Origin of the sequence: Novosphingobium sp., from assembly GCF_031417815.1 — a bacterium.
In the GTDB taxonomy this organism is placed as follows: domain Bacteria; phylum Pseudomonadota; class Alphaproteobacteria; order Sphingomonadales; family Sphingomonadaceae; genus Novosphingobium.
Map to the genome: position 1 here is coordinate 84705 of NZ_JANOWI010000023.1, position 22685 is coordinate 107389.

At 64.0% G+C, this 22685-nt stretch carries 21 protein-coding genes and 1 pseudogene; 10 read left to right on the forward strand and 12 right to left on the reverse strand.

Features of this window, described 5'->3' with window-relative positions; genetic code table 11:
* Positions 1-84 precede the first annotated feature (84 nt).
* Positions 85-366, reverse strand: a complete 282-nt coding sequence (locus RMN99_RS06340; protein WP_309622458.1) for a hypothetical protein — start codon at positions 364-366, stop codon at positions 85-87.
* 116 nt (positions 367-482) lie between these two features.
* On the opposite strand from RMN99_RS06340, the gene RMN99_RS06345 reads away from it, so the two are divergent.
* Both RMN99_RS06345 and RMN99_RS06350 read left to right on the forward strand, forming a co-directional pair.
* Positions 483-887 carry a DUF1330 domain-containing protein gene (locus RMN99_RS06345; protein WP_309622459.1) on the forward strand — a complete coding sequence of 135 codons (405 nt, stop codon included), beginning with the start codon at positions 483-485 and terminating at the stop codon, positions 885-887.
* 87 nt (positions 888-974) lie between these two features.
* Positions 975-1841 carry a hypothetical protein gene (locus RMN99_RS06350; protein WP_309622460.1) on the forward strand — a complete coding sequence of 289 codons (867 nt, stop codon included), beginning with the start codon at positions 975-977 and terminating at the stop codon, positions 1839-1841.
* Positions 1842-1885: 44 nt separating this feature from the next.
* Here RMN99_RS06350 and RMN99_RS06355 read toward each other — a convergent pair whose 3' ends face one another.
* The 5 genes from RMN99_RS06355 to RMN99_RS06375 all read right to left on the reverse strand — a co-directional run bounded on the left by RMN99_RS06355 (position 1886) and on the right by RMN99_RS06375 (position 6707).
* Positions 1886-2254 carry a hypothetical protein gene (locus RMN99_RS06355; protein WP_309622461.1) on the reverse strand — a complete coding sequence of 123 codons (369 nt, stop codon included), beginning with the start codon at positions 2252-2254 and terminating at the stop codon, positions 1886-1888.
* A gap of 93 nt (positions 2255-2347) precedes the next feature.
* Positions 2348-3439, reverse strand: a complete 1092-nt coding sequence (locus RMN99_RS06360; protein ID WP_309622462.1) for a PA0069 family radical SAM protein — start codon at positions 3437-3439, stop codon at positions 2348-2350.
* A gap of 155 nt (positions 3440-3594) precedes the next feature.
* Positions 3595-4137, reverse strand: coding sequence for a molybdenum cofactor synthesis domain-containing protein (locus RMN99_RS06365; RefSeq protein ID WP_309622486.1), 543 nt, complete (start codon positions 4135-4137; stop codon positions 3595-3597).
* A complete protein-coding gene (locus tag RMN99_RS06370; RefSeq protein ID WP_409035238.1) occupies positions 4127-5881 on the reverse strand; it encodes a lytic transglycosylase domain-containing protein in 1755 nt (584 codons plus the stop codon). The genes RMN99_RS06365 and RMN99_RS06370 overlap by 11 nt, the downstream gene beginning before the upstream one ends.
* Before the next feature lie 64 nt (positions 5882-5945).
* The gene (locus RMN99_RS06375) at positions 5946-6707 is read right to left on the reverse strand and encodes a hypothetical protein (RefSeq protein ID WP_309622463.1); all 762 of its coding nucleotides are present in this window, start codon (positions 6705-6707) and stop codon (positions 5946-5948) included.
* 81 nt (positions 6708-6788) lie between these two features.
* Here RMN99_RS06375 and RMN99_RS06380 point away from each other — a divergent pair, with 81 nt between their 5' ends.
* From RMN99_RS06380 to RMN99_RS06405, 6 genes are all read left to right on the forward strand, one after another.
* Positions 6789-8435, forward strand: a complete 1647-nt coding sequence (locus RMN99_RS06380; protein WP_309622464.1) for an electron transfer flavoprotein-ubiquinone oxidoreductase — start codon at positions 6789-6791, stop codon at positions 8433-8435.
* Positions 8436-8578: 143 nt separating this feature from the next.
* Positions 8579-9385 carry a 4-(cytidine 5'-diphospho)-2-C-methyl-D-erythritol kinase gene (locus RMN99_RS06385; protein ID WP_309622465.1) on the forward strand — a complete coding sequence of 269 codons (807 nt, stop codon included), beginning with the start codon at positions 8579-8581 and terminating at the stop codon, positions 9383-9385.
* Complete coding sequence (locus tag RMN99_RS06390) at positions 9382-10104, forward strand: N-formylglutamate amidohydrolase (protein ID WP_309622466.1); 723 nt, start codon at positions 9382-9384, stop codon at positions 10102-10104. Before RMN99_RS06385 ends, RMN99_RS06390 begins: the two co-directional genes overlap by 4 nt.
* A 228-nt stretch (positions 10105-10332) precedes the next feature.
* The gene (gene ilvD / locus RMN99_RS06395; RefSeq protein WP_309622467.1) at positions 10333-12180 is read left to right on the forward strand and encodes a dihydroxy-acid dehydratase; all 1848 of its coding nucleotides are present in this window, start codon (positions 10333-10335) and stop codon (positions 12178-12180) included.
* Positions 12177-13571: an NAD(P)H-hydrate dehydratase gene (locus RMN99_RS06400; protein WP_309622468.1), complete on the forward strand. Its 1395-nt coding sequence runs from the start codon at positions 12177-12179 to the stop codon at positions 13569-13571. Before ilvD ends, RMN99_RS06400 begins: the two co-directional genes overlap by 4 nt.
* A gap of 198 nt (positions 13572-13769) precedes the next feature.
* The gene (locus tag RMN99_RS06405) at positions 13770-15023 is read left to right on the forward strand and encodes a class I SAM-dependent RNA methyltransferase (protein ID WP_309622469.1); all 1254 of its coding nucleotides are present in this window, start codon (positions 13770-13772) and stop codon (positions 15021-15023) included.
* Positions 15024-15165: 142 nt separating this feature from the next.
* Here RMN99_RS06405 and RMN99_RS06410 read toward each other — a convergent pair whose 3' ends face one another.
* Positions 15166-15711 carry an rRNA large subunit pseudouridine synthase E gene (locus RMN99_RS06410; protein WP_309622470.1) on the reverse strand — a complete coding sequence of 182 codons (546 nt, stop codon included), beginning with the start codon at positions 15709-15711 and terminating at the stop codon, positions 15166-15168.
* 193 nt (positions 15712-15904) lie between these two features.
* Here RMN99_RS06410 and RMN99_RS06415 point away from each other — a divergent pair.
* A pseudogene (locus RMN99_RS06415) lies at positions 15905-16012 on the forward strand (GIY-YIG nuclease family protein); the annotation flags it as partial.
* 47 nt (positions 16013-16059) lie between these two features.
* On the opposite strand, the gene RMN99_RS06420 reads toward RMN99_RS06415, so the two are convergent.
* Positions 16060-16848 carry a hypothetical protein gene (locus tag RMN99_RS06420; RefSeq protein WP_309622471.1) on the reverse strand — a complete coding sequence of 263 codons (789 nt, stop codon included), beginning with the start codon at positions 16846-16848 and terminating at the stop codon, positions 16060-16062.
* 1264 nt (positions 16849-18112) lie between these two features.
* Positions 18113-19336, reverse strand: a complete 1224-nt coding sequence (locus tag RMN99_RS06425; protein ID WP_309622472.1) for an argininosuccinate synthase — start codon at positions 19334-19336, stop codon at positions 18113-18115.
* A 75-nt stretch (positions 19337-19411) separates the two neighbouring features.
* On the opposite strand from RMN99_RS06425, the gene RMN99_RS06430 reads away from it, so the two are divergent.
* Positions 19412-19849, forward strand: a complete 438-nt coding sequence (locus RMN99_RS06430) for a DUF1801 domain-containing protein (protein WP_309622473.1) — start codon at positions 19412-19414, stop codon at positions 19847-19849.
* A 172-nt stretch (positions 19850-20021) separates the two neighbouring features.
* Here RMN99_RS06430 and RMN99_RS06435 read toward each other — a convergent pair whose 3' ends face one another.
* The 3 genes from RMN99_RS06435 to RMN99_RS06445 are packed head-to-tail and all read right to left on the reverse strand — an operon-like array spanning position 20022 to position 22666.
* Positions 20022-21296, reverse strand: coding sequence for a cyclopropane-fatty-acyl-phospholipid synthase family protein (locus RMN99_RS06435; protein ID WP_309622474.1), 1275 nt, complete (start codon positions 21294-21296; stop codon positions 20022-20024).
* Positions 21297-21338: 42 nt separating this feature from the next.
* Positions 21339-21914: a TMEM165/GDT1 family protein gene (locus RMN99_RS06440; RefSeq protein ID WP_309622488.1), complete on the reverse strand. Its 576-nt coding sequence runs from the start codon at positions 21912-21914 to the stop codon at positions 21339-21341.
* Positions 21914-22666 (reverse strand): SDR family oxidoreductase, encoded by a 753-nt coding sequence (locus RMN99_RS06445; RefSeq protein ID WP_309622475.1) that lies wholly within the window; start codon positions 22664-22666, stop codon positions 21914-21916. The genes RMN99_RS06440 and RMN99_RS06445 overlap by 1 nt, the downstream gene beginning before the upstream one ends.
* Positions 22667-22685: the final 19 nt, after the last annotated feature.

Sequence of the window (22685 nt, forward strand, 5' to 3'; positions counted from 1 at the left end):
GGCATGCCTGCCTAGAGTCTGTTTCAGAGAAGCTGAAACAGGCAACACCGGCCCGGTGTTGATCCCACGTAAGTGGAACAAATTCTAGTTTTTGCTGACCGCGCTGGCCGCATCCTGAGCGGCTTCGCCAACGCTCTGCGCCGCGTTGCCGACGTCCTTGGCGGCTGCGGCCACGGCATTGTTCTTGTTGGCTTCGCTGCCCGACATGCCGGCAAAGAAATAGACGCCAACGGCGACCAGCACGAGCGCGAGCAGCCCGATGATCAAGCCGCCGCCGCCACTGCTGGTGCCGCCGCCGCGATCAATCACCGTGGTGTGGGTGCTGCCATCCGGCGCGGTGTGGGTGGTGATGTTTTCGTCTGCCATGTGTCGCTCCCTTGGCATGATCCGTGATGCTCCCTCAAACGCGCGTTGCGACAAATGGTTGCAACCGCCCAGCCAATCGCGATGATGCGGCGCTTGATTCCGGACAGGAGCAGACCATGGCCCATATCGATCCCAGCCGCGAAAACTGGCAGCGTTTCAAGGATTTGCCGCGCGATACGCCGATCCAGATGCTCAACCTGATCAAGCTGCGCGCATTGGCCGAATATCCTGCCGATCATTCCGATCATGCCAAGGGCCTGAGCGGGGCCGAAGCCTATGCGATCTACAAGGAAGGGTTCCAGCGGGTGGTGGCGCAAGATGGCGCTGCGATGATCTGGCACCCGCCGATGGACTGCGTGGTCATCGGCCCGCAAGGCGAATGGGACGAGATCTTCGTGATGGGCTATCCCAACAGCGCCACCTTCTTGAAAATGGTCAAGAACGAGGAATACATCCGCGATGTGGTGCCGCATCGCACCGCCGCCGTTGCGGACAGCCGGCTGATCCGGTTCAGCGGGTGACCGTCCCGATCCGGCATCCCGGCCACTTTGCGTTCTCATATTAGTGTGTCATGATGACGTATGGTTTCGATCGAGGGGAGAACTTCGATGAAAATGATACGTCTGACTGGAATCGCCGCGCTTTGTGCCGCAGCTTTGGGAGCGCCCGCCAGCGCCAACCACAGCTGGAACGGCTATCACTGGGCCACCACCAACGGCGTCGTCGCCGTCAGGGTCAATGCTGCGCTGACCGCGCCCTGGCCAGGCTATCTCGATACTGCCATCGGCGAATGGGAAGTCTCGACTCACCTTTCGCTCGGCACGCGCAATGACGTCGGGGTCAGTCGCAGGAAGTGTTCGCCAATCGCCGGCCAGATTCTGGTTTGCAACGATGCTTACGGGCCGCGCGGGTGGTTGGGCATCGCCTCGATCAATCTCGATGCAAACGGGCATATTACCAAAGGCACGACCAAGCTCAACGATACCTATTTCAACTTGGCGCAATACAACACTGCGGCGTGGCGCCGGATGGTGACCTGTCAGGAAGTCGGTCACGATTTCGGGCTGGCGCATCAGGACGAAGGTTTCAGCAATACCAATCTCGGCTCGTGCATGGATTACACAAATGATCCGGCCGGCACCGCCGGGACCAACGGCACCAAAGCCAACATCAGCCCGAACGCGCATGATTACGAGCAGTTAGACCTGATCTACAACCACACCAACGATGGTTACAGCACCGCGACCATGTCGAGCGCCACAAACTTCGGGATTCGTGATTTTACGCGGCCCGCCCCCCCGGCGGCCGTGGACGAAGATGTCGGTGACAGCCCGGCACAATGGGGCCGGGCGATCCATTCTGACGCACAGGGCCGACCGGACGTCTTCGTTATGGATCTGGCCGGCGGCGGACGCAGGGTTACCCATGTGTTCTGGGCGCTTGAAACCAAACGGAGCGATATCCACCACGATTGATCGCGATCCAGGGTTGGCGGCAGGCTCGCCAATCCTGGTCGCAGCTAGGCATTGTGCTGCACAAGGGTGCGAATTTCTGCGGTCATCGCGTTGTTGATCTTGAGCAGCTTGTGCAGTTCATCGCTGATTTCCAGCAGCGCTTCGGCGTCCTTGTAGGTTTGCAATGCCTGCTTGTCCGATGCTGCGGCGGCCACTTTCTGGCCAACCATAATGATCGACAGCAGCACAAGCTGGAGAAAGGTCTGCGCGATCCAGGCGATCAGCGGTGCGGTGCCAGCTGCAATTGCGGCCGGCAGACTGATCAGGGCCAGTCCGGCAAAGGCATAGGCGCACCACATCGTGCCAACGACATTGGTGATTTTCACCGCCAGCCAGCCATTGAAGCCGATCTGCTCGCCCTTCCGCGTGGCCACACCTTCCTTCTGGTGGTGGGCAAGGCGGGGATGGGTCTGGTGGTCAGAGGCTGGGGGCATGGCGCGGGCTCCTGATGGCGGGAGCCTATTTGGTCAAATCAGCCGCAACTGTCCATCCGCGCTGGGCGCCGCGAACCTGCTGCAATCGAGCCGGGGGGAAACGCGGTTCATACCCAGCCGCCGCGTCGCGATGCGAAAGCGGGTGCGAAAGAGATCGGCCCACACGCCTTGCGGCTTCATCCGGCTGAAGAACGAAGGATCATTGTCGCGGCCCCCGTGCGCAGTGGCACGCACCGACTGGACGATGTGCATCACTTTGGCGGCGCGATCCGGATAGTGCGCGGCCAGCCATTCGCGAAACAGCGGCGCCACTTCGTGCGGCAAGCGCAGCATGATCCAGCTGGCCGATGGCACCCCGCGCGCGGCAGCCTCGCCCAGGATACCTTCGATGAATTCGTCCGTGATCGAGGGGATCACCGGGGCGATCGAGACATGTGCGGGTACCCCTGCTTCAACCAGTTTTCCCAGCGCTTCCAGCCGTTTGGCCGGGGCTGATGCGCGCGGTTCGAGCAGGGCAGAAAGCTTCGGATCAAGGCTGGTAACCGAAATCCCGACCGCCACCAGATCATGCCGCGCCATCTCGGCCAGCAGATCAAGGTCGCGCACCACCCGCGCAGACTTGGTGGTGATCGTCACCGGGTGGCGCGCTTCAAGGCACACTTCGAGCACTTGCCGCGTGATCCGGTAGCGTTCCTCGATCGGCTGGTAGGGATCGGTATTGGTGCCCATCGCGATCGGCGCGGGCTTGTAGCCGGGCTTGGCCAGGGTCTGGCGCAACAGCGCGGCTGCACCCGGCTTGGCGAACAGCTTGGTTTCGAAATCGAGCCCTGGGGACAGGTCATGATAAGCGTGCGTAGGCCGCGCGAAGCAATAGACGCAGCCATGCTCGCAGCCGCGATAGGCATTGATCGAACGGTCGAACGGAATATCGGGCGACTTGTTGAAACTGATGATCGTGCGCGCGTGCTCCAGGGTCACCGTGGTGCGCAGTCTGGCACCGGGACCGTCAATATCCGTGCGCGCATCCAGCCAGTCCCCGTCCGCCACGCGCGCGTTCAGGCCGAAACGCTGCGGCACGTGGGCGGTGGGGGCACCGCGGCCGTGAATCGGGGGCGGGGTAGACATTCCGGCAATGGAACATATGCGGAACATATTTGCAAATCAAAAGGTCCTCCCCATTTTTGGCGGCTGCCACAAATGGGGAGGTGGCAGCGGCGTCAAGCCGCTGACGGTGGCAATTAAGGGACACAATACGAATTAGCCAATTCGTATTGTGTCCCTTAATTGGTTTCGCGCAACCGCGGCATCAGTTCGATGAAATTGCAGGGCCAGTTGCGGCTGTCGAGTTGTTCGCGCAGGATCTTGTCCCAGCCATCCTTCACCGCGCCGTTCGATCCCGGCAGCGCGAAAACATAGACTCCGCCCGCCAGCACTGCGCAGGCGCGGCTTTGCACGGTGCTGGTGCCGATTGATTGGTAGCTGACCCAGCGGAACAGTTCGCCAAAGCCGGGGATGTCCTTCCCGCTGGTCTCGATCCTGAGCTGGTCGAGCGCTTCGGGCGTCACATCGCGGCCGGTCAGGCCGGTGCCGCCGGTGGTGATGATCGCATCGGCCAGGCCGTGATCGATCCACTGGCGCAATTGGACCACGATCAGCCCGGTATCGTCCTTGACGATCACCCGCGCGGCCAGCGTGTGGCCTGCCGCCGTAACCCGCTCCGCCAGCAGCGCGCCCGAGGTATCGCTGGCCAGATCGCGCGTATCCGAAACGGTCAGCAGCGCGATCCGGATCGGCGTGAAAGTGCGGGCCGGATCAACGGCCACGGTCGATGGTCCCATCGGCGCGCATCCGCACCGCCTGCGCGCCGCCAAGCCCGGGAAACAGCGGCCACATGCCCTGCGCCAGCGCCATCCGGCTTTCTGAAGGGCCACCGGCCTGGCGCTCGTACATCCAGTAATTGCGCAGCACGATGTTCACGTAACCGCGGGTTTCCCAGTACGGCACGCTTTCAATCCACAGCAGCGGATCGCCCTGGTCCTTGATGTAGCTACGCCACCGCGTGACCGGGGTAAGGCCGGCGTTATAGGCGGCAATCACCTTGGGCAGCAGGCCCTGGGTTGCGGACGAATCGCGCAGCATCTGCATGTGGCGCTGCCCGAAAGCGAGGTTGACCTCGGGCTTGTTGAGGTCGCTCGCGCTGCCTGAAACACCAAGCGCTCCGGCGTGATCGCGCGCTGCGGCCGGCATGATCTGCATCAGGCCGCGCGCGCCCGCCGGGCTGACCACGCCGGTGCGGAACACCGATTCCTGCAGCGTATGGGCATAGACCAGCGCGGGATCGACTTTCCACCCGCTCACCGGGGTCCAGCGCGGGGTGGGGAAGCGTGCGGCGGGTTCAGGCTTCACGCCTTGCGGAACGTTGTAGGCCATCCACAGCTGGGTGCCCGGCGTGCCAAGGCTGCGGGCGAGGCGTGAGAGTGCGCCGAATTGGCCCGGGCTGCCGATCCGCGCCTGATGGCGCAGCACTTCATCGGCAAGGCCGTCTTCGCCGATCTCGGCCAACCCCACGGCCGCGCGCACATTGGGCACATCGCGCAGTTGCTGCCAGTCAGCCTGACTGAAATCGGGCGCCTCGTGCGTCTTGGGCAGTTCGATGCCAAGCTGTTCGGCGGCGAGCATGCCATACAGCGTCTCGTGCATCCGCGCCGCCTGGCGCAGCGGTGCGGCGGCAAGTTCGGGCTGGCGGCAACGCACCAGCGCGCGGCTGTGCCAGTAATGGCTTGCCGCGGTCAGTTCGGGGTTGGCCGAAAGCTGGGCTGATCGGCCAAATGCCTCGGCGGCCGAACGGCAATCGCCCAGCCGCCACGCTGCCAGTGCTGAGATCCACACCCCTTCGGCCACCCACGGCCCCGCGCCGTCAAGCGCCGATTGCCCCACGACATAGGCACTGGCATCATCATTGATGACGTAGAAGCTCCACGAAACCTTGCTGCGCCATTCGGCCCGCGCGCCGGGCGAAAGCTGCGTGTCGATCCCATCGAGCAACGCTTTGGCACCGGGGGCATCGTCGGCCTTGATCTTGCCCTGGATCGCGCTGGCGACGCCGCCGGGCATGGTCCCGTCGGCGGATTCGCGCGGCCGTTCGCGCCGGGCGCGGCTGGGGACGGTGACGAAGCGGTTGGTGGCAGGCAGCGCGGGCAGCGCCGTGCCCCCGCGCTTTTGCGCCAGCGCCACGATCCGTTCGCTTTGCGGCAACTGGGTGCCCTGCGCCAGCCAGACGTTCAGCGCATCAAGCTCGATCCTGGGCGAAGTGGGGGCAAGGAAGTATTCGGCCTGCGCCACCTGATGCAGCGGCCCGCTGGGGCGCTTGGCGAACAGATCCTGCACCTTGGCCCACTGTGCCGCATCGATCGCGGTGAACAGGTCCTTGTAGAAGGCGCGCTCGTCCTGGCTGAGCAGCACCGGCACTGCGCCGCGTTGGGCGCGGCTGGAAAAATACTCCATCGCCGCGCTGTTGGCCTTGGCGACCAGCGGCACCGCGCCGCCGCCCGCAGCAAGCAGCAGCATCGCAATCCGGGCGCGCGCAGCAAATTTCACGTTTCGTCTATCCCTACGTTTGCGCTTCTGCGGCTCAGCTTTCGGGCCAATCGAGCAGCGCTTGCCACAACCGGGCCTTGGCCGATGGCCGGGTCAGCAAGCTGTCGAGCCCCGGCGCGGCCAATGCCTGTGTGCCGCCGCCTATTGGGTAATACGGCGCGGCTTGCGCCCCGCTTTTCGCTGGGGCGTGGCCCAGAAGCGATGAGACGTGCGGACCGAAGCCGATTACCCGCTGCGGCCGGGCGAGCGCCACGTGATGCCGGGCCAGTTCGCCCAATCCGGCGTCTGCCAGCGCGGCCCAATCGGGCAGCGGCATGTGGCGCGGCAACAGGGCGGCGATATAGGTATCGGCGTGGTCATGCCCCAGCGCGCGCAAAATCGCTTCGATCAGCGCGCCGTGCGGACCCGCCAGCAGCCGTTCGCGGTCCCCCGCTTCGGGATGTTCGACCACGATCATCAGGCCCGCACCGGGGCTGCCACGCGGGGCAACGCGCCCGGCGGTCTGGCCATTGTCGAGCGACGGTTCATTCATCCACCACTGGGTAAATCCGGCCAGATCCTGGGGCCAGCCGGCCGGATCGCCGCCAATCCGCACCTGCGGGGACGGGGCAGACGCAGCGGTCTGGAATTGCGCTGGCGGCGCCGACGCGGCGTCAGGCATGGCTTCGGTTTCCGGGCGGGCCAGCCAATCGTGCGCCGCATCGGCAAAATCATGCTCCAGCCCGGCCTCGCGCCACCAATCGAGCGCGGCGGCAAGCTCCTCTGCCGGAGTCAACTGAGCATGTCCGATTGTCACCAAAGTGGTCTTGACCTCAGCGGGCGCAGCAATCAAGGGTTAGGCGCAGAAATAGCTGAAAACAGGTTGTGGGAACGGGCCATGAGCGAACGTGAATCGATGCCGTATGACGTGGTGATTGTGGGCGGCGGGCCGGCCGGCCTGGCGGCGGCGATCCGGCTGAAACAGTTGAGTGCCGATCTCACCGTCTGCGTGCTCGAAAAAGGCAGCGAAGTTGGCGCGCACATCCTTTCAGGCGCGGTGGTCGATCCCAAGGGTCTGGACGAATTGCTGCCCGATTGGCGCGACCAGGGCTGCCCGATGGCGCAAACGCCGGTCACCGACAACCAGCACTGGGTGCTTAGCGCGAAAAAGAAGTTCGCGGTGCCGCACCTGCTCGCGCCGCCGTTCATGAACAACAAAGGGACTTACACCGGCAGCCTCGGCAGCCTGTGCCGCTGGCTGGCCGAACAGGCCGAAGGTCTGGGGGTGGAGATCTTCCCGGGATTTCCCGCCGCCGAAGTGCTCTACAACGAAGACGGTTCGGTCAAAGGCGTTGCCACTGGCGAAATGGGCGTCGCCAAGGATGGCAGTCACAAAGGCGACTATCAGCCGGGGCTTGAGCTTCACGCCAAATACACGCTGTTTGCCGAAGGTGCGCGGGGTCATCTGACCAAGCAGTTGAAAGCTAAGTACGATCTTGATGCCAATGCCGAGCCGCAGGTCTACGGCATCGGCCTCAAGGAGCTGTGGGACATTCCTTCCGACCAGCACGCGCCGGGACGGGTGATCCACACCCAAGGCTGGCCGGTGAAGGACGACGACGGCTTCGGCGGCGGGTTCCTGTACCATCAGGCGAACGGACAGGTTGCGCTCGGTTACGTGGTCTGGCTGGGTTACGGCAATCCGTACCTCGCGCCGTTCGAGGCGTTCCAGCAGTGGAAGACCCATCCGGAAATCGCGGCAATCCTCAAGGGCGGTCGCCGGGTCTCTTATGGCGCGCGGGCGATCTGCGATGGCGGCTGGCAATCGCTGCCCAAGCTGACATTCCCCGGCGGGGCGCTGATCGGCTGCACTGCGGGCTTCCTCAACGTCCCCCGGATCAAGGGCAGCCACACCGCGATGAAGAGCGGGATGATGGCTGCCGAAGCCGCTGCCGACGCAATCTCGCGCCAGCGCGGCAATGACGAACTGACCGCCTATACCGAGGCCTACCAGGCGAGCTGGGTCGAAAAGGAACTGCGGATGGTCCGCAATTTCGAGCCGATCATTGCCAAGTTTGGCGGTACGCTGGGTACGGTGCTGGCAGGCGCGAACCTGTGGCTCGAGTATCTGGGGATCCGGATGCCGTTCACGATGAAGCACCGCAGCGATGCATCGAAAACCGGCCGCGCCGACCTGCACCAGCCGATCACCTATCCAAAGCCGGACGGGGTGCTCAGTTTTGACCGGCTTTCGTCGGTGGCGCTGTCGTTCACCAACCATGCCGAAGACCAGCCGGTGCACCTTCATGTCAAGGATCTGGAGCTGCAGAAAGTCAGCGAGCTGGAGGTCTTCGCTGGGCCATCAACGCGCTATTGCCCGGCCGGGGTTTACGAATGGTTGGGCGTGGAAGAGGGCAAGCCGCGCTATCAGATCAACGCGCAGAACTGCGTCCACTGCAAGACCTGCGACATCAAGGACCCCAACCAGAACATCAACTGGGTCACGCCCGAAGGCGGCGGCGGTCCGAACTATCCGAATATGTGATGGACCAATCCTCCTCGAGCTTGTCTCGGGGAGGTGACGGCCCGCAGGGCTGACGGAGGGGAAATGACGCAAGCGTTGACGACCTCTCCACCATCGCCTTCGGCGACGGTCCCGCACTCCGAGCAAGCTCGGAGAGGATCTTCATGATCGAAACCGCCTACGCCAAGATCAACCTGGCGCTGCATGTCCGGCGGCGGCGGGAAGATGGGTATCATGCGCTGGAAACGTTGTTTGCTTTCGTCGATGCGGGGGACGCGCTCAGCGTGCAACCTGCGCCGCAGGACCAGCTTCGAACGCTTGGCGAGTTCGGCAATCAACTGACTGATCCGTTTGGCAATATTGTGATGCAGGCGCTCTCTGCCTTGCCGCGGCCGCAAGGCTGGGCGGTGACACTGGAAAAGAACCTGCCGGTTGCCGCAGGGCTAGGCGGCGGGTCGGCCGATGCCGGGGCGCTGTTCCGGCTCTATGACCGCGAATATGGCCTGCCGGATGATTGGCACGAGCGAGCGGCAAAGCTCGGCGCTGATGTGCCGGCCTGCGTCCGTTCGGTCACGGCGGCGGGGCGCGGGACCGGGACTGAACTGGCGGAAGTGGATAGCGACCTTGCCGGAATGCCCGTGCTGCTGGTCAACCCGCGCGTCCCGCTCAGCACCGGGCCGGTGTTCAAAGGCTGGGACGGGGTGGACCTTGGGCCGCTGCCCGAAGGCCCGGTTAGCAGCATCTCGCGCAACGGCCGCAACGATCTGGAAGCCTCTGCCATCGCGCTGTGCCCAGCCGTGGCGCGTGTGCTGGCGGCATTGGCCGAAACGCAGCCGTGGCTGGCGCGCATGTCGGGTTCGGGGGCGACCTGCTTTGCGCTGTATGAGGATGCCGCACAGCGCGATGCGGCGGCGGCGGCGTTAGCCACTGCGCAGCCAGGCTGGTGGCAATTGGCAGGCGCGCTGCGATGAGCGAAGCCTACCGCCTGCTGGGCACACCGCGTTTTGGCGGAATTCTGGTGGTGTCGGACCATGCCTCGAACCGGGTTCCGGACGACATCGACCTTGGCATCGACCCTGCGCTGCTAACCCAACATATCGCAGTCGATATCGGCGTGGCCGAAGTCGGCGGCTTGATGGCCGAACGCACTGGCACCGCAGCCTTTCAGGCCAACGCCAGCCGCCTGGTTTGCGATTGCAACCGAGAGCCGCATGCCCCCGCCGTGATCCCGATCGCCAGCGATGGCCACGCGATCCCTGGTAATGCGCTCGATCACGCGGGTCATCAGATGCGGCTTGAACGCTTTCACATGCCGTATCACGCTGCTCTGTCCGCTTTGCTAGACAGCGCCCCGCCCGCGCTGATCCTTTCGCTCCACAGCTTCACGCCGCAGCTTGCCAGCAACGACGCGCCGCGCCCGTGGCAGGTCGGCGTTCTCTACAACCAGGACGACCGTGCCGCACGGATCGCGATTCCCCTGCTGGAGGCGGAAGGCTTGGTGGTGGGCGACCAGCAGCCCTATTCGGGCCAGTTGCTCAACTACACCATGAACCGCCACGCCGAGGCCGATGGCCGGCCGTACCTCGGCATCGAAGTGCGGCAGGATCAGATCGGCGATGCTGAAGGGCAGGCAGTCTGGGCCGAGCGGCTGGCACGGATTGGCAATGCGGTTGCTTTGCGACTGGAATGAAGTTGATTCACGCAAAGGCGCAAAGGCGCAAAGGCGCGAAGCCGCTATGCAGCGTCGCAGACCCCGAGTTCTCGCAGAGACTTATCGTCAATCGCGGCAATCGCGATTGAATGCGGCTTTGCCGCCAGCGTAACATCTTTGCGCCTTTGCGCCTTTGCGTGAACCAATCTTCTTCTTGACCCGCCTCCCTAACCTCGCAAGAGCAAAGCCAACCGAGGAGTTCCCGCCATGCCCGTCTACCGTTCCCGCACCAGCACTCATGGCCGCAACATGGCCGGCGCGCGCGGCCTGTGGCGAGCGACGGGGATGAAGGATGGCGATTTCGGCAAGCCGATTGTCGCGGTTGTGAACTCGTTCACCCAGTTCGTGCCGGGGCACGTTCACCTCAAGGACCTGGGCCAGATGGTCGCGCGCGAGATTGAGGCCACAGGGGGTGTAGCCAAGGAATTCAACACCATCGCGGTCGATGACGGGATCGCGATGGGGCACGATGGCATGCTTTATTCGCTGCCGAGCCGCGATCTGATCGCTGACAGCGTCGAATACATGGTCAATGCGCACTGCGCCGATGCGATGGTCTGCATCTCCAACTGCGACAAGATCACGCCGGGCATGCTGATGGCGGCGATGCGGATCAACATTCCGGTGGTGTTCGTCTCGGGCGGGCCGATGGAAGCGGGCAAGGTGGTGCTAGGGGGCAAGGAAATTGCGATCGATCTGATCGACGCGATGGTTGCTGCGGCGGACGAGAAATACACCGACGAGGAAGTGGCCGATATCGAGCGCGCCGCCTGCCCGACTTGCGGATCGTGCAGCGGCATGTTCACCGCCAATTCGATGAACTGCCTGACCGAGGCGCTGGGCCTGTCGTTGCCGGGCAACGGTTCGCAGCTCGCCACCCATGCTGACCGAAAGGCCTTGTTCCTGCGTGCCGGGTCGCTGGTGGTGGAACTGTGCAAGCGCTATTACGAACAGGACGATGCCAGCGTGCTACCGCGCAATATCGCCAGCATGGGCGCGTTCGAGAATGCGATGACGCTGGATATCGCGATGGGCGGATCGACCAACACCGTGCTGCACCTGCTCGCCGCTGCCGAAGAGGCCGGGGTCGATTTCACCATGAAGGACATCGACCGGCTGAGCCGCAAGGTGCCGTGCCTGGCCAAGGTCGCGCCGGCCAAAAGCGACGTCCATATGGAAGACGTCCACCGGGCCGGGGGGATCATGGCGATCCTGGGGCAGCTTGAGCGCGCCGGACTGCTCCACACCGATCTGCCGACGGTGCACGCGCCCACGCTGGGCCATGCGATCAACCACTGGGATATCAGCCGCACCAACGATCCCGCGGTGCAGCAATTCTTCAAAGCCGCCCCGGGCGGGGTGCCGACGCAGACCGCGTTCAGCCAGGATCGCCGCTGGGACGAACTCGATCTTGACCGCGAGAACGGCGTGATCAGAGCCAAAGAACACGCTTTCAGCCAGGATGGCGGGCTGGCGGTGCTTTATGGCAATATCGCGCTGGATGGCTGCATCGTGAAAACCGCCGGGGTAGATGACAGCATCCTCAAGTTCGCGGGTCCGGCCAAGGTTTATGAAAGCCAGGATGATGCCGTCACTGCGGTGCTGACCGGGCAGGTGGTGGCGGGCGACGTGGTGGTGATCCGCTATGAAGGGCCTAAGGGCGGGCCGGGCATGCAGGAAATGCTCTATCCCACCAGCTACCTTAAATCGAAGGGACTGGGCGCGGCCTGCGCGCTGCTGACCGACGGGCGCTTTTCGGGCGGCACATCGGGCCTGTCGATCGGCCATGCCTCGCCCGAAGCGGCCGAGGGCGGGGCGATTGGCCTGGTCCAGCCGGGCGACCGGATCGAGATCGACATCCCCGGCCGCACGATCCATCTGGCGGTGTCGGACGAAGAACTGTCGCATCGCCGCGCCGCGCAGGACAAGGCCGGGTGGAAGCCCAAACGCCCGCGCAGCCGCGTGGTCAGCCAGGCGCTTCGGGCCTATGCCGCGATGACCACCAGCGCGGCGCGCGGCGCGGTGCGCGATCTGTCGCAGCTTGAGCGGGGGTGAAGCCTGACCCTGTTCTAACCGCAGCGCAGATGCGCGCGGCGGAAGCGGCGCTGATCGCGGGCGGCACCAGCGTTGACGAATTGATGCAGCGCGCCGGGCACGGCGCGGCGGAATGGGTTTGGCGCATGTCGGGCGGGCGCGCGGTGACGGTGCTGTGCGGCCCCGGCAACAACGGCGGCGATGGCTGGGTGATCGCCGAAGCGATCCGCGCGCGCGGCGGCGAGGTTGCAGTAGTCATGGCGGCTGAGCCCGCAACTGACGCGGCAAAGAATGCGCGGGCGCTTTATCGGGGCCAAGCCCTCCTCGCCGATGCCAGTCCGCGCGGCGAAGTGCTGGTTGATTGCCTGTTCGGGACCGGGCTGACACGGCCCTTGAGCGCTGCGTATCTGACCTTGTTGCAACGGCTGGCAGTGCGGCATGACAAGCTGGTGGCAATTGACTTGCCCAGCGGGATCGAAGCCGATTTGGGCCAGCCACTGAACAAGGATCTCCCGGCCAATGACCTGACAATCGCACTGGGCGCCTGGAAGTTCGCGCACTTCCTGATGCCCGCTGCTGCCGGAATGGGCACGCAGAAGCTGGTCGAAATCGGCATCGCTGAAGTGCCGGAGGCAGCATTGGCGATTGCCCGGCCGCAGTTCGCCGCGCCGGGGGTGGAAGCGCACAAGTACACGCGCGGCCTGCTGGGTGTGGTGGTCGGTGCAATGCCCGGCGCGGCACTGCTGGCGGCGCAAGCGGCGCAAAGGGCAGGGGCGGGTTATGTCCGGCTCCACGCTGATGCACCGCTGGCGGCATCAAGCGAACTGGTGGTCAGCACCCAGCCGCTGGCCGAGGCGCTCAATGACAAGCGCATCGCCGCGCTGCTGGTCGGCCCTGGCCTGGGCCGCGATGGCGCTGCGCGCGAGAAGCTGGCCCGCGCGCTGGCCGAACAGGTGCCCATGGTGCTTGATGCCGATGCCCTGGTATTGCTTGCCCCGCGATTGCTGTCGCAGCACACCGCACCGCTGATCGCCACCCCGCACGAAGGTGAGTTGCGGGCGCTGGAGCAGGCTTTCGAACTTCCCGGCTCAGGCAGCAAGGTGCAGCGCGCAGTCGCGTTGGCGCAGGCCAGCGGCATGGTGGTGGTGGCCAAGGGTGCCGATAGCGTGGTCGCCGCACCCGATGGCCGCCTGGCCCTGGCGCACCGCGCGTCGACATGGCTCTCCACTGCGGGCACCGGCGATGTGCTGGCTGGCACCATCGCCAGCCGGTTGGCCAATGGAGCCGATCGGTTCAGTGCCGCTTGCGAAGGGCTGTGGCTCCACGGCGAAGCGGCGCGGCTGTGCGAACCGCCGTTCACTGCCGGGCAGCTTGCAGCGAAGGTAGGGAGCGCCTACGCGAACTGCTTGTGAATTTGGTTCACGCAGAGACGCGGAGAAGAAAGAGAGACGCAGAGGGGTTGTGTTCGCGGCGAAGCCGCTTTCGGATCGAACAGTTTCCGAATTCCGCAGGGTCTCAATCGCAGTTGAGCCTATGGCTCGATCCATTGTCTCCGCGCCTCCCTTTCTTCTCCGCGCCTCTGCGTGAACCCCAAACTGGCACTAGGCTCAATGACTACCGAAGAGATCATCCGCATCGCTGCCAAAGGCGACGGCATCACCGCATCGGGCCGCTTCGCCTGGGGCGCGGCGCCGGGGGATTTGCTGCGTGAAGACGGCAGCCTCGAATGGGGGCCGCACCATGTCACCCCGCCATGCCGCCATTTCGGCCAATGCGGCGGGTGCCAGTTGCAGCAGCTGGATGAAGAGACGCTGGCCGGGTTCGTCGCCGCGCGCGTCGGCAATGCCTCGGCTTCGCAGGAATTGGGCGCTGCGCAGATAACGCCGCCGCATCTCTCGCCGTCCCGCAGCCGCCGCCGCGCATCGCTCAAAGCCGTGAGCAGCGGCGGGCGGGTTGTGCTCGGCTATAACGAGGCCAAATCGGCCCGCGTGATCGAACTGGCCGAATGCCCGGTGCTGCGGCCCGAACTGGCGGCGCTGCTCGGCCCGTTGCGCAAGCTGCTGATCCAGCTCGGCCAGGGTCAAGCCGCGCCAAAGGGGCGCACCAAAGCCAAGGCTGGCAAGCACGGCCATGTCCGGCTGGCCGCCGATGTCGAACTGACCTCGACTGATCAGGGGGTCGATCTGGGGATCAAGGGGCTGAGCGCCGAAGGTCTGGAGCTGACCCAGGCGCTGCTCGATTTTGCCCGCGAACACGCGCTGGCGCGGGTCACCATCGACGGCGGTTATGGTGCAGATGTGGTGTGGGAACCTGAGCCGGTGACAGTGACGCTCTCGGGCGTGGCCGTGCCGTTTCCACCGGGCAGCTTCCTGCAGGCCACGCTCGATGGCGAGGCGGCGCTGACCAGCGCGGCGCGCGAATGGCTGGCCGGTGCGGCCAGCGTGGCGGACCTGTTCGCGGGGCTCGGCACCTTTGCCTTTGCGCTGGCCGGGCCGGAAACCAAGGTGCTGGCGGTGGAAGCCGCGCGCGATGCCAGCCAGGCCTGCGCCGCGGCGGCGGGGCGGGTGCAGGCCCCGGTCCATGCGCTACACCGCGATCTGTTCCGCAATCCGCTGCTGGCGGACGAGCTGAACCGGTTTGACGCGGTGGTGCTCGACCCCCCCCGCGCCGGCGCGCGCGAACAGGTCGAGCGGATTGCCGGGAGCACGGTGGGGCGCGTGGTCTATATCAGCTGCAACCCCGCCAGCTGGGCCAAAGACGCGCGGACACTGGTGGACGGCGGATATCGCCTGGCCGAACTGCGCCCGGTGGGCCAGTTCCGCTGGTCAACGCATGTTGAGCTGGCGAGTCTGTTCGTGCGGTAAACCAAGATCCTCCCCATCGACTTGCGATGGGGAGGTGGATCGCCGCAGGCGAGACGGAGGGGTAATTGCGCGAGGCCAGATACCCCTCCGTCAGTGCTACGCACTGCCACCTCCCCATCGCAAGTCGATGGGGAGAAGCGGGCTAACTAGCCTCAACCTCAACCCATTCCCCCGGCGCGGTCCCGTCCAGCGACCAATCGCCCACCGCCCAGCGCACCAGCCGCAGCGTCGGGTGACCCACCGCTGCGGTCATCCGGCGGACCTGGCGGTTCTTGCCCTCGCGGATGGTCAGGCGCAGCCATGAATCGGGCACGGTCTTGCGGAACCGCACCGGCGGATCGCGCGGCCACAGTGCGGGGGCGGGGATCAGCTCGGCCTCGGCCGGGCGGGTGCGGCCGTCCTTGAGATCAACCCCGCACCGCAGTGCTTCCAGCGCGGCGAGATCAGGCTCACCCTCCATCTGCACCAAATAGCATTTGGGCAATTTGAACTTCGGATCGGCAATCCGCGCCTGCAACTTGCCGTCATCGGTCAGCAACAGCAGCCCTTCGCTATCGGTATCGAGCCGCCCGGCGGGATAGACACCCGGCACTTTGATGAAGCCTGCAAGCGTCGGCTTGGCCGAGCCATCGTCGCTGAACTGGCACAGCACGCCATAGGGTTTGTTGAACAGGATCAGGCGGGGCATGGGGCGGGCATAGGCCAAGGCACCCCAAATACAAACCTGCGCGTGGGGGAAGCTTAGCCAAGCCCCGTGTCAAGCACGGGGCGACGATGGTGGGCGAGGGGGTTGTGGTGTCTCACATTCAAACTTCCCGTCGCCCCGTGCTTGACACGGGGCTTGGCTTCCCTCGCGAGCCATCATTTGGCACAACGCGCAAATGGAGAAGGGCGGCTGGGTCTACATCATGGCAAACCGCTATCGCGGCGGCATGTACGTCGGCGTCACGTCCGACCTTATCCGACGCGTATGGCAGCACCGTGAAGGTGAGTGATCCGTCCATGTCGCGGATTTCGCCAAGACTCGGCTTGTCTATTAATTGGCCAGCAACTCGTCCGAAGCGGCTTTTTCCACCTTCGCGGTCGCGACCTTCTGCATTCCGGCGGACGTCAGCACACAGACAATTTCAGACACTTCCTGTGCGAAACCCTCATTAATAGAGTCAGCATCTGGAAGCACAATTCCACCAATGCCACGCTTCACACTGCATGTGTAATTTTCGTTGCTGAAGGCCGGATCGATTGCAATCTCCCATTTGGTGCCGGCTTCCATCGGGGGGCCGAAACCGAATGTTCGGGGTGACCCGGCGCCCGACTGACGGGATCCGATGGGGTCGTTGGTCGTGATGATAACGCGGACGCCCCGACCGGGCGGACAAAAAATGCCGCAATCGAAATCCTCGGTATAGAGCCCCTGCAACCAGTAGCGCTCTGCGCGTGCGGGCGGCGGCTTAGAAAGCTCGCTGGTATCCGATTCCCTGAGACCAAGTGGTGCTTCCTCCGCCGCCTGGGCGTCCGCCGATCCAGTCATCCCAGAAGCTTCGAGCGCCGCAGCTTCGATCGCCGGGTCGTCGCTTCCGCCACCCGCAGCCCCTGCGTCCGCCGCCGCCGCCGCCGCGTCCGCGGCGTCATCGCTTCCGCCATCAGTTCCTCTGACCAATTCGCGGTGCGACCGGCCCGAACTTTCGGGCTCAGCCGCCCTCGCGATCAACACTTTATTTGCGAGGCAGATCAGCAAATCAATCCGGGTATCCTGATGGACGGGCATTTCTTTGATATCCTGCCTCAACTCCGACTTCAGCAGTTGGTTGAGTTCGTCGATCATCGCGTCGAGCGAGGCCGCAATTTCGGTCGCGTCTGTCCACCCGTTTTCGCGGGCAGCGATCCCAATCTCGGCCGCGCAGGCAGCCCGGATACTAGCGTGATCCAACTTTGCTGCGATGGCAGGGGCCGACAGAACAAAAGCTGCCCCACAAACGACAGTTGTCCAGTACCTATGCATATCACAGACCCCTTTTCCCACGCAGAGACTACAGTATTCCGGGGGCATCCGCCAGCGAGGGGAAATTGTGATAGGTAACCCGTAAGCGGGATTGGAGTCCGCTAAACGCACCGAGAGAGCGATTCTGCGTCTGGCTCGCAAATTCAACCGAATCGCTCATGTCTGAAATGGCGTCGAGTCCGGACAAGCGGTTCCTTGTTCGACAGGTTGAAAAATCGACGTTTGCAAGTCCGTTTCACTTTTAACGAAAGCAAACTCACACCCACAAAAGCAAATGGGGCCGACGTTGCCGCCAGCCCCAAGATCGCCTGCATGTGCCCGGTCGATTTTGGGCGATCGCCATTCCGTTTGCCTCGCCAAAAGCATCTGTTGGCATCGCTGCCCACAAGCGCTTCGGATCGGCGTCGCGGTGGTTCCCGAAGGAACCGGCTTTCATCGCCCGGCCACCTCGCCGGCGTCCGGTCCCGTCAGGCGGTCGGCTCCGGCCTTGCGACCTTTGCTTTCCACCTGGCGGTTCCGTGACCGCACCTCCGCCTTATCGTTCCCGGCTTTCCGTTCCGCTTCTGGCCGAAGCCTTCCGCTTTCCTTTTGCCGTTCCCGACCGCTGGTGAAGCAGTCTGCTGACATTGCGCCTTTCGCTGCATTTGCGGTTCGCCAGATTCCGTCCGAAGACTTCCTGAGGCGTGTTTTCCAACAGAGCTGCGGGCATCGCTGCCAGATCTTGAGGCTTGTGTTTTCCCTATCCGTTTCAACGGTTTCCCGCCGGAACTTCAAGTGCGGTTCCACGCTCTCGACACCTGAAATCTGCGCCTCTGAAACGAGTCGCGCAAGCGAAATCGTACAAAAAATGTCACATGATTGTGGACAAGCCCGGGGATGAACTTGTGGACGGTGAAATCTGCTGAACGGGCGCAATTGATTCGTGATGCGATGCGGGAAAATTTCACGCAAAGGCGCAAAGGCGCAAAGAGAATCCCGGCCAAGCCGCTGCAAGACGGAAAGATCGCGGCCCGCCCGAAGACCAGCTTACTCAGGCGGCGCGGCCGCACAGCATAACCCCTTCGCGCCTTTGCGCCTCCGCGTGAAACTAGAAATTGCGCCGGTCGCGCGTGGCCAGCAGGCGCAGCCGTAGCGCGTTAAGTTTGATGAACCCGGCGGCGTCCTTCTGGTCATAAGCCCCGGCATCGTCCTCAAACGTCACGTGGCGTTCGCTGTAAAGCGAGTCGGGCGACTTGCGGCCGACCACGCTGGCCATGCCTTTATAGAGCTTCAGGCGCACCGTGCCGTTCACGCGGGCCTGCGAGTGATCAATCGCGGCCTGCAGCATCTCGCGTTCGGGCGCGAACCAGAAGCCGTTGTAGATCAGCTCGGCATATTTGGGCATCAGCTCGTCCTTGAGGTGCGCCGCGCCGCGATCGAGCGTGATCTGTTCGATCCCGCGATGTGCACGGGCATAGATTTCGCCACCAGGAGTCTCGTACATCCCGCGGCTCTTCATGCCGACAAAGCGGTTTTCGACCAGATCGAGCCGGCCGATCCCGTGCTTCTTGCCCAGCGCGTTGAGCGCGGTGAGCAAAGTGGCGGGGCTCATCGCCTCGCCGTTGAGCGCGACGCCGTCGCCCTTGTCAAAGTCGATGGTGATGTATTCGGGGGTGTCCGGCGCGTCCTCCGGGTTGTCGGTGCGCGAATAGACATAGTCCGGGGTTTCGTTCCACGGGTCTTCCAGCACTTTGCCTTCGCTGCTGGTGTGGAGCAGGTTGGCATCGGTGGAGAACGGCGCTTCGCCGCGCTTGTCGTTCGGCACCGGGATCTGGTGCGCTTCGGCCCAGGCGATCAGCGCGGTGCGGCTGGTCAGGTCCCATTCGCGCCACGGCGCGATCACCTTGATATCGGGGGCGAGGGCATAGGCGGAAAGTTCGAACCGGACCTGATCGTTGCCCTTGCCGGTGGCGCCGTGGGCAATCGCATCGGCGCCGGTTTCGCGCGCGATCTCGATCAATCGCTTGGAAATCAAGGGCCGGGCGATCGAGGTGCCGAGCAGGTAATCGCCTTCATAACGGGCATTGGCGCGCATCATCGGGAACACGAAATCACGGACGAATTCCTCGCGCATATCGTCGATATAGATGTGTTCGTCGGGCACGCCCATCAGCTTGGCCTTGGCGCGGGCCGGTTCCAGCTCCTCGCCCTGGCCAAGGTCGGCGGTAAAGGTCACTACTTCGCAGCCATAGGTGATCTGCAGCCATTTCAGGATGACCGAGGTATCGAGGCCGCCCGAATAGGCGAGGACGACTTTCTTGATATCAGACATGGGCTGGTTTTCCGCTGGATTGGCGTTAGGATTTCCGCTGCGCCCCTAAGCCATGGGGGCGGGGAGGGCAAGCCGGTGGCCAAGGCCGAATTCAAGACCAAGGCGACCGAAGTCAGCGTGGCAGACTTTATCGCCGCGGTGCCCGACCCGCGGCGGCGCGAGGAGGCCGCGGCGATCGACGCCCTGCACCGCCGCGTTACCGGCCTGGAACCCAGGATGTGGGGTCCCTCGATCATTGGTTACGGCAGCTATCACTACAAGTACGACAGCGGCCACGAAGGCACCATGTGCCGCGCCGGTTTCAGCCCTCGCAAACCCGCGCTGACGCTCTATCTGATGGGAACCTATTGTGATCGTCAGGCTGAGGCCGACGCCCTGTTTGCGCGGCTCGGCAAACACACCACCGGCAAGAGCTGCCTCTATGTCAAAAAGCTGGCCGATGTTGATCTGGCGGCGCTGGAACAGCTGGTGGCGATGAGCTGGGAGCGAATGAACGCGCAGTATCCAAATTAGGCGATCCTTCCCATTTTTGGCGACTGCCACAATTGGGGAGGTGGATCGTCCGCAGGACGAGCCGGAGGGGTTGCTGGGCGAGCGTCGATACCCCTCCGTCAGTGCTTCGCACTGCCACCTCCCCATTTGTGCTTCGCAAAAATGGGAAGGATCTAAGGCAATTCAATCCGGATTACTCCGCCGCTTTCTGTTCAAGATGCCATTGCGGCGCCGCATCCAACGCCGACAACCGCGCCGCCTCTGCGCTGATGTAATCGCGGGTCATTGGCAGGGCGCTGCGCTGTTTGACGGTCTGGATGTGGAAGTTGACCATCTTGCCCGAGGCGAAGCTCTGTTCGGCCCCGGCGAGGTAGAACTGCCACATCCGGAACAGGCGGGCATCGTACAGCGCGGTGATTTCGGCTTCGTGGAGCGTGGTGCGGCGGTACCATTCGGCCAGCGTGTGGGCATAGTGATAACGCAGCACCTCGACATCGCCGATCTCCCATCCGGTCTGCTCATTCGCCGTCACGAGTTCGCTGAGCGCGGGGATATAGCCGCCGGGGAAAATGTATTTGCGGGTCCACTTGTCGGTGGTGCCGGGGCCATCGGTGCGGCCGATGGTGTGGGTCAGCATGATCCCGTCAGCGGCGAGCAGATCGTGGGTCTTGGCGAAGTATTCGCGGAAATGCGGTGCGCCGATGTGTTCGATCATGCCCACGCTGGTGATCCGGTCAAACGGGCCGGTGACATCGCGGTAGTCCATCAGTGCGAACTTGACCCGGCCCGCCACCCCGGCCGCCGCAGCGCGTTCGTTGGCGAACTTGACCTGATCGGGGGCGAGGCTGACGCCCAGCACCTCGCAGCCGAAATGGCGGTTGAGGTAAAGCCCCAGCCCGCCCCAGCCGCAGCCGATGTCAAGCACGCGCATCCCGGCACTTTGCCCCGGCTTCAGCCGCAGCTTGGCGGCGATCAGTGCCTGCTTGTCAAGCTGGGCGCGTTCCAGCGTGCTGCCCGTGTCCTTGAAATAGGCCATGGTATATTGCCGGTCCTCATCGAGGAACAGCTCATAGAACTGGCGCGACAGGTCGTAATGGTGGACCACATTGCTGCTGGCTTTGGCGCGCAGATTGATCTGATCGGCCTTGGCAAAGATCCAGTCGGCGGTGCGCTTGACCGGGCTGGGCGCTGACAGCCCGCTGCCGCGGTTGGCATTGCCCATCAGCAGCAAGACCATGTCACGGATATCGTGCGGAGGATCGACGACCATCCGCCCGTCCATATAAGCCTCGCCCGCGCCGATGCGGGGGTCTTTGGCGATGTGCAGCGCGGCGCCCTTGTCGGTAAAGCGGATGGTCAGCGGATCGGCGGCAAGATCGCCATAACGGTATTGGGTGCCGTCATGATCGATCACGCGCAGCTGGCCTTGCTTGACCAGCGCGCGCAGCAATTTGTCGAGCAGCCACATGGGGCAGAGACTATGCAGCTCTCGCCCCGGTGCAAGCTCTATTCAGCCCAGTCCGTCCGCAATTTCAGCCAATTGCCACAGCCCCAGCACCAGGAACAGCAGCGCGGCAAGGCTGCGGGTGAACTTCATCGAAACGCGCCGTTCGATTGCTTCGCCCAGGAACACCGCCGGGCCATTGGCGAGCATCATGCCCAGCGTTGTGCCAGCCGCGACCGTGGCGACCGATTGGTAGTGCGCCGCCAGCGCAATCGTGGCGATCTGGGTCTTGTCGCCCATTTCAACCAGGAAGAAGCTGACCAGCGTGGTCAGGAAGGCACTGCCCGCGGTGCGGACAGTCGCGTCATCTTCGTCCAGCTTATCAGGCACCAGCGTCCAGGCGGCCATGGCGATAAAGCCCAGCGCAACCGCCACGCGGAACCACGGCGCCTGCAGCAGCCCGGCGACCTGCTGGCCAACCAGCGCGGCCAGCGCGTGATTGGCAATTGTAGCAACCAGGATCCCGGCGAGGATCGCCCACGGTGCGCGCAGCCTTGCAGCCAGCACGATCGCCAGCAGCATGGTCTTGTCGCCCACTTCAGCCAGCGCAACGACGGCGGTAGAAGAAAGGAATGCTTCGATCATTCGCGCGCGAGGTAGAGCACGTCGCGCGGCTGGGCGAGCAGATGCTGGCCCGAATCCACAAAGATGGTTTCGCCGCTGCCGAGCCAGCCTTCGCTCATGAACAAGGCCGCATCGGCCAGTTCTTGCGCGCCGGTCAGACGGCGCAACAGATTCATTCGCCCGGACAATTCGTGTTCATCATCGTGCTGGTCGTGGCTGGGCAGCATCGCGCCCGGCGCCAGGCCATAGATCCGCGCGGCGGGATCGGCCTGCGCCATGGCCAGCATCTTCACCGTGCTGGCAAAGGCGTGCTTGGCCATGGTGTAGCTGAAGAAATCCGGATTGGGGTTGGCGATCTTCATATCGAGGAACTGGATCACCCGCTTGCCGCCGCGTGCCTTGGCCTCGGTCAGAAAAGCCTGCGCCATGCGGGTCGGCGTTTCGGCATTGACCCGCATCGCCTCGGCGAAAATGGCGGGATTGAGCGCCTGGGCACTATCGGGCTTGAACACTGCGGCGCTGTTGATCAGCATCCGCCAATCGGGCAGCCGTTCGGCCAGGTCTTCGATCATATCGACCGCGACGCTGCCATCGACCAGATTGCACGCCACCACTTCGGCCGAAGGCAGCGCGGCGGCAAGTGCATTGGCAGATTCAAGCGAATGCCCGGCGTGGATGACGACATGCCATCCGGCCAGGCCAAATGTGCGGGCGAGCACCGCGCCGATGCGCTTTGCTGCGCCGGTAATCAGAACTGCGGGTCGGGCCATCCCATCGGGGTTTGAAAGG

Excerpts from the sequence above, each read along its gene's own strand:
- RMN99_RS06385 (WP_309622465.1), top strand. The coding sequence starts at position 8,579 with ATGATCGAAACCGCCTACGCCAAGATCAACCTGGCGCTGCATGTCCGG.
- RMN99_RS06380 (WP_309622464.1), top strand. The coding sequence starts at position 6,789 with ATGAGCGAACGTGAATCGATGCCGTATGACGTGGTGATTGTGGGCGGC.
- RMN99_RS06340 (WP_309622458.1), bottom strand. The coding sequence starts at position 366 with ATGGCAGACGAAAACATCACCACCCACACCGCGCCGGATGGCAGCACC.
- RMN99_RS06420 (WP_309622471.1), bottom strand. The coding sequence starts at position 16,848 with ATGATCGACGAACTCAACCAACTGCTGAAGTCGGAGTTGAGGCAGGAT.
- RMN99_RS06405 (WP_309622469.1), top strand. The coding sequence starts at position 13,770 with ATGACTACCGAAGAGATCATCCGCATCGCTGCCAAAGGCGACGGCATC.
- ilvD (WP_309622467.1), top strand. The coding sequence starts at position 10,333 with ATGCCCGTCTACCGTTCCCGCACCAGCACTCATGGCCGCAACATGGCC.
- RMN99_RS06390 (WP_309622466.1), top strand. The coding sequence starts at position 9,382 with ATGAGCGAAGCCTACCGCCTGCTGGGCACACCGCGTTTTGGCGGAATT.
- RMN99_RS06360 (WP_309622462.1), bottom strand. The coding sequence starts at position 3,439 with ATGTCTACCCCGCCCCCGATTCACGGCCGCGGTGCCCCCACCGCCCAC.
- RMN99_RS06370 (WP_409035238.1), bottom strand. The coding sequence starts at position 5,881 with ATGCTGCTGCTTGCTGCGGGCGGCGGCGCGGTGCCGCTGGTCGCCAAG.
- RMN99_RS06425 (WP_309622472.1), bottom strand. The coding sequence starts at position 19,336 with ATGTCTGATATCAAGAAAGTCGTCCTCGCCTATTCGGGCGGCCTCGAT.
- RMN99_RS06435 (WP_309622474.1), bottom strand. The coding sequence starts at position 21,296 with ATGTGGCTGCTCGACAAATTGCTGCGCGCGCTGGTCAAGCAAGGCCAG.
- RMN99_RS06350 (WP_309622460.1), top strand. The coding sequence starts at position 975 with ATGAAAATGATACGTCTGACTGGAATCGCCGCGCTTTGTGCCGCAGCT.
- RMN99_RS06410 (WP_309622470.1), bottom strand. The coding sequence starts at position 15,711 with ATGCCCCGCCTGATCCTGTTCAACAAACCCTATGGCGTGCTGTGCCAG.
- RMN99_RS06445 (WP_309622475.1), bottom strand. The coding sequence starts at position 22,666 with ATGGCCCGACCCGCAGTTCTGATTACCGGCGCAGCAAAGCGCATCGGC.
- RMN99_RS06345 (WP_309622459.1), top strand. The coding sequence starts at position 483 with ATGGCCCATATCGATCCCAGCCGCGAAAACTGGCAGCGTTTCAAGGAT.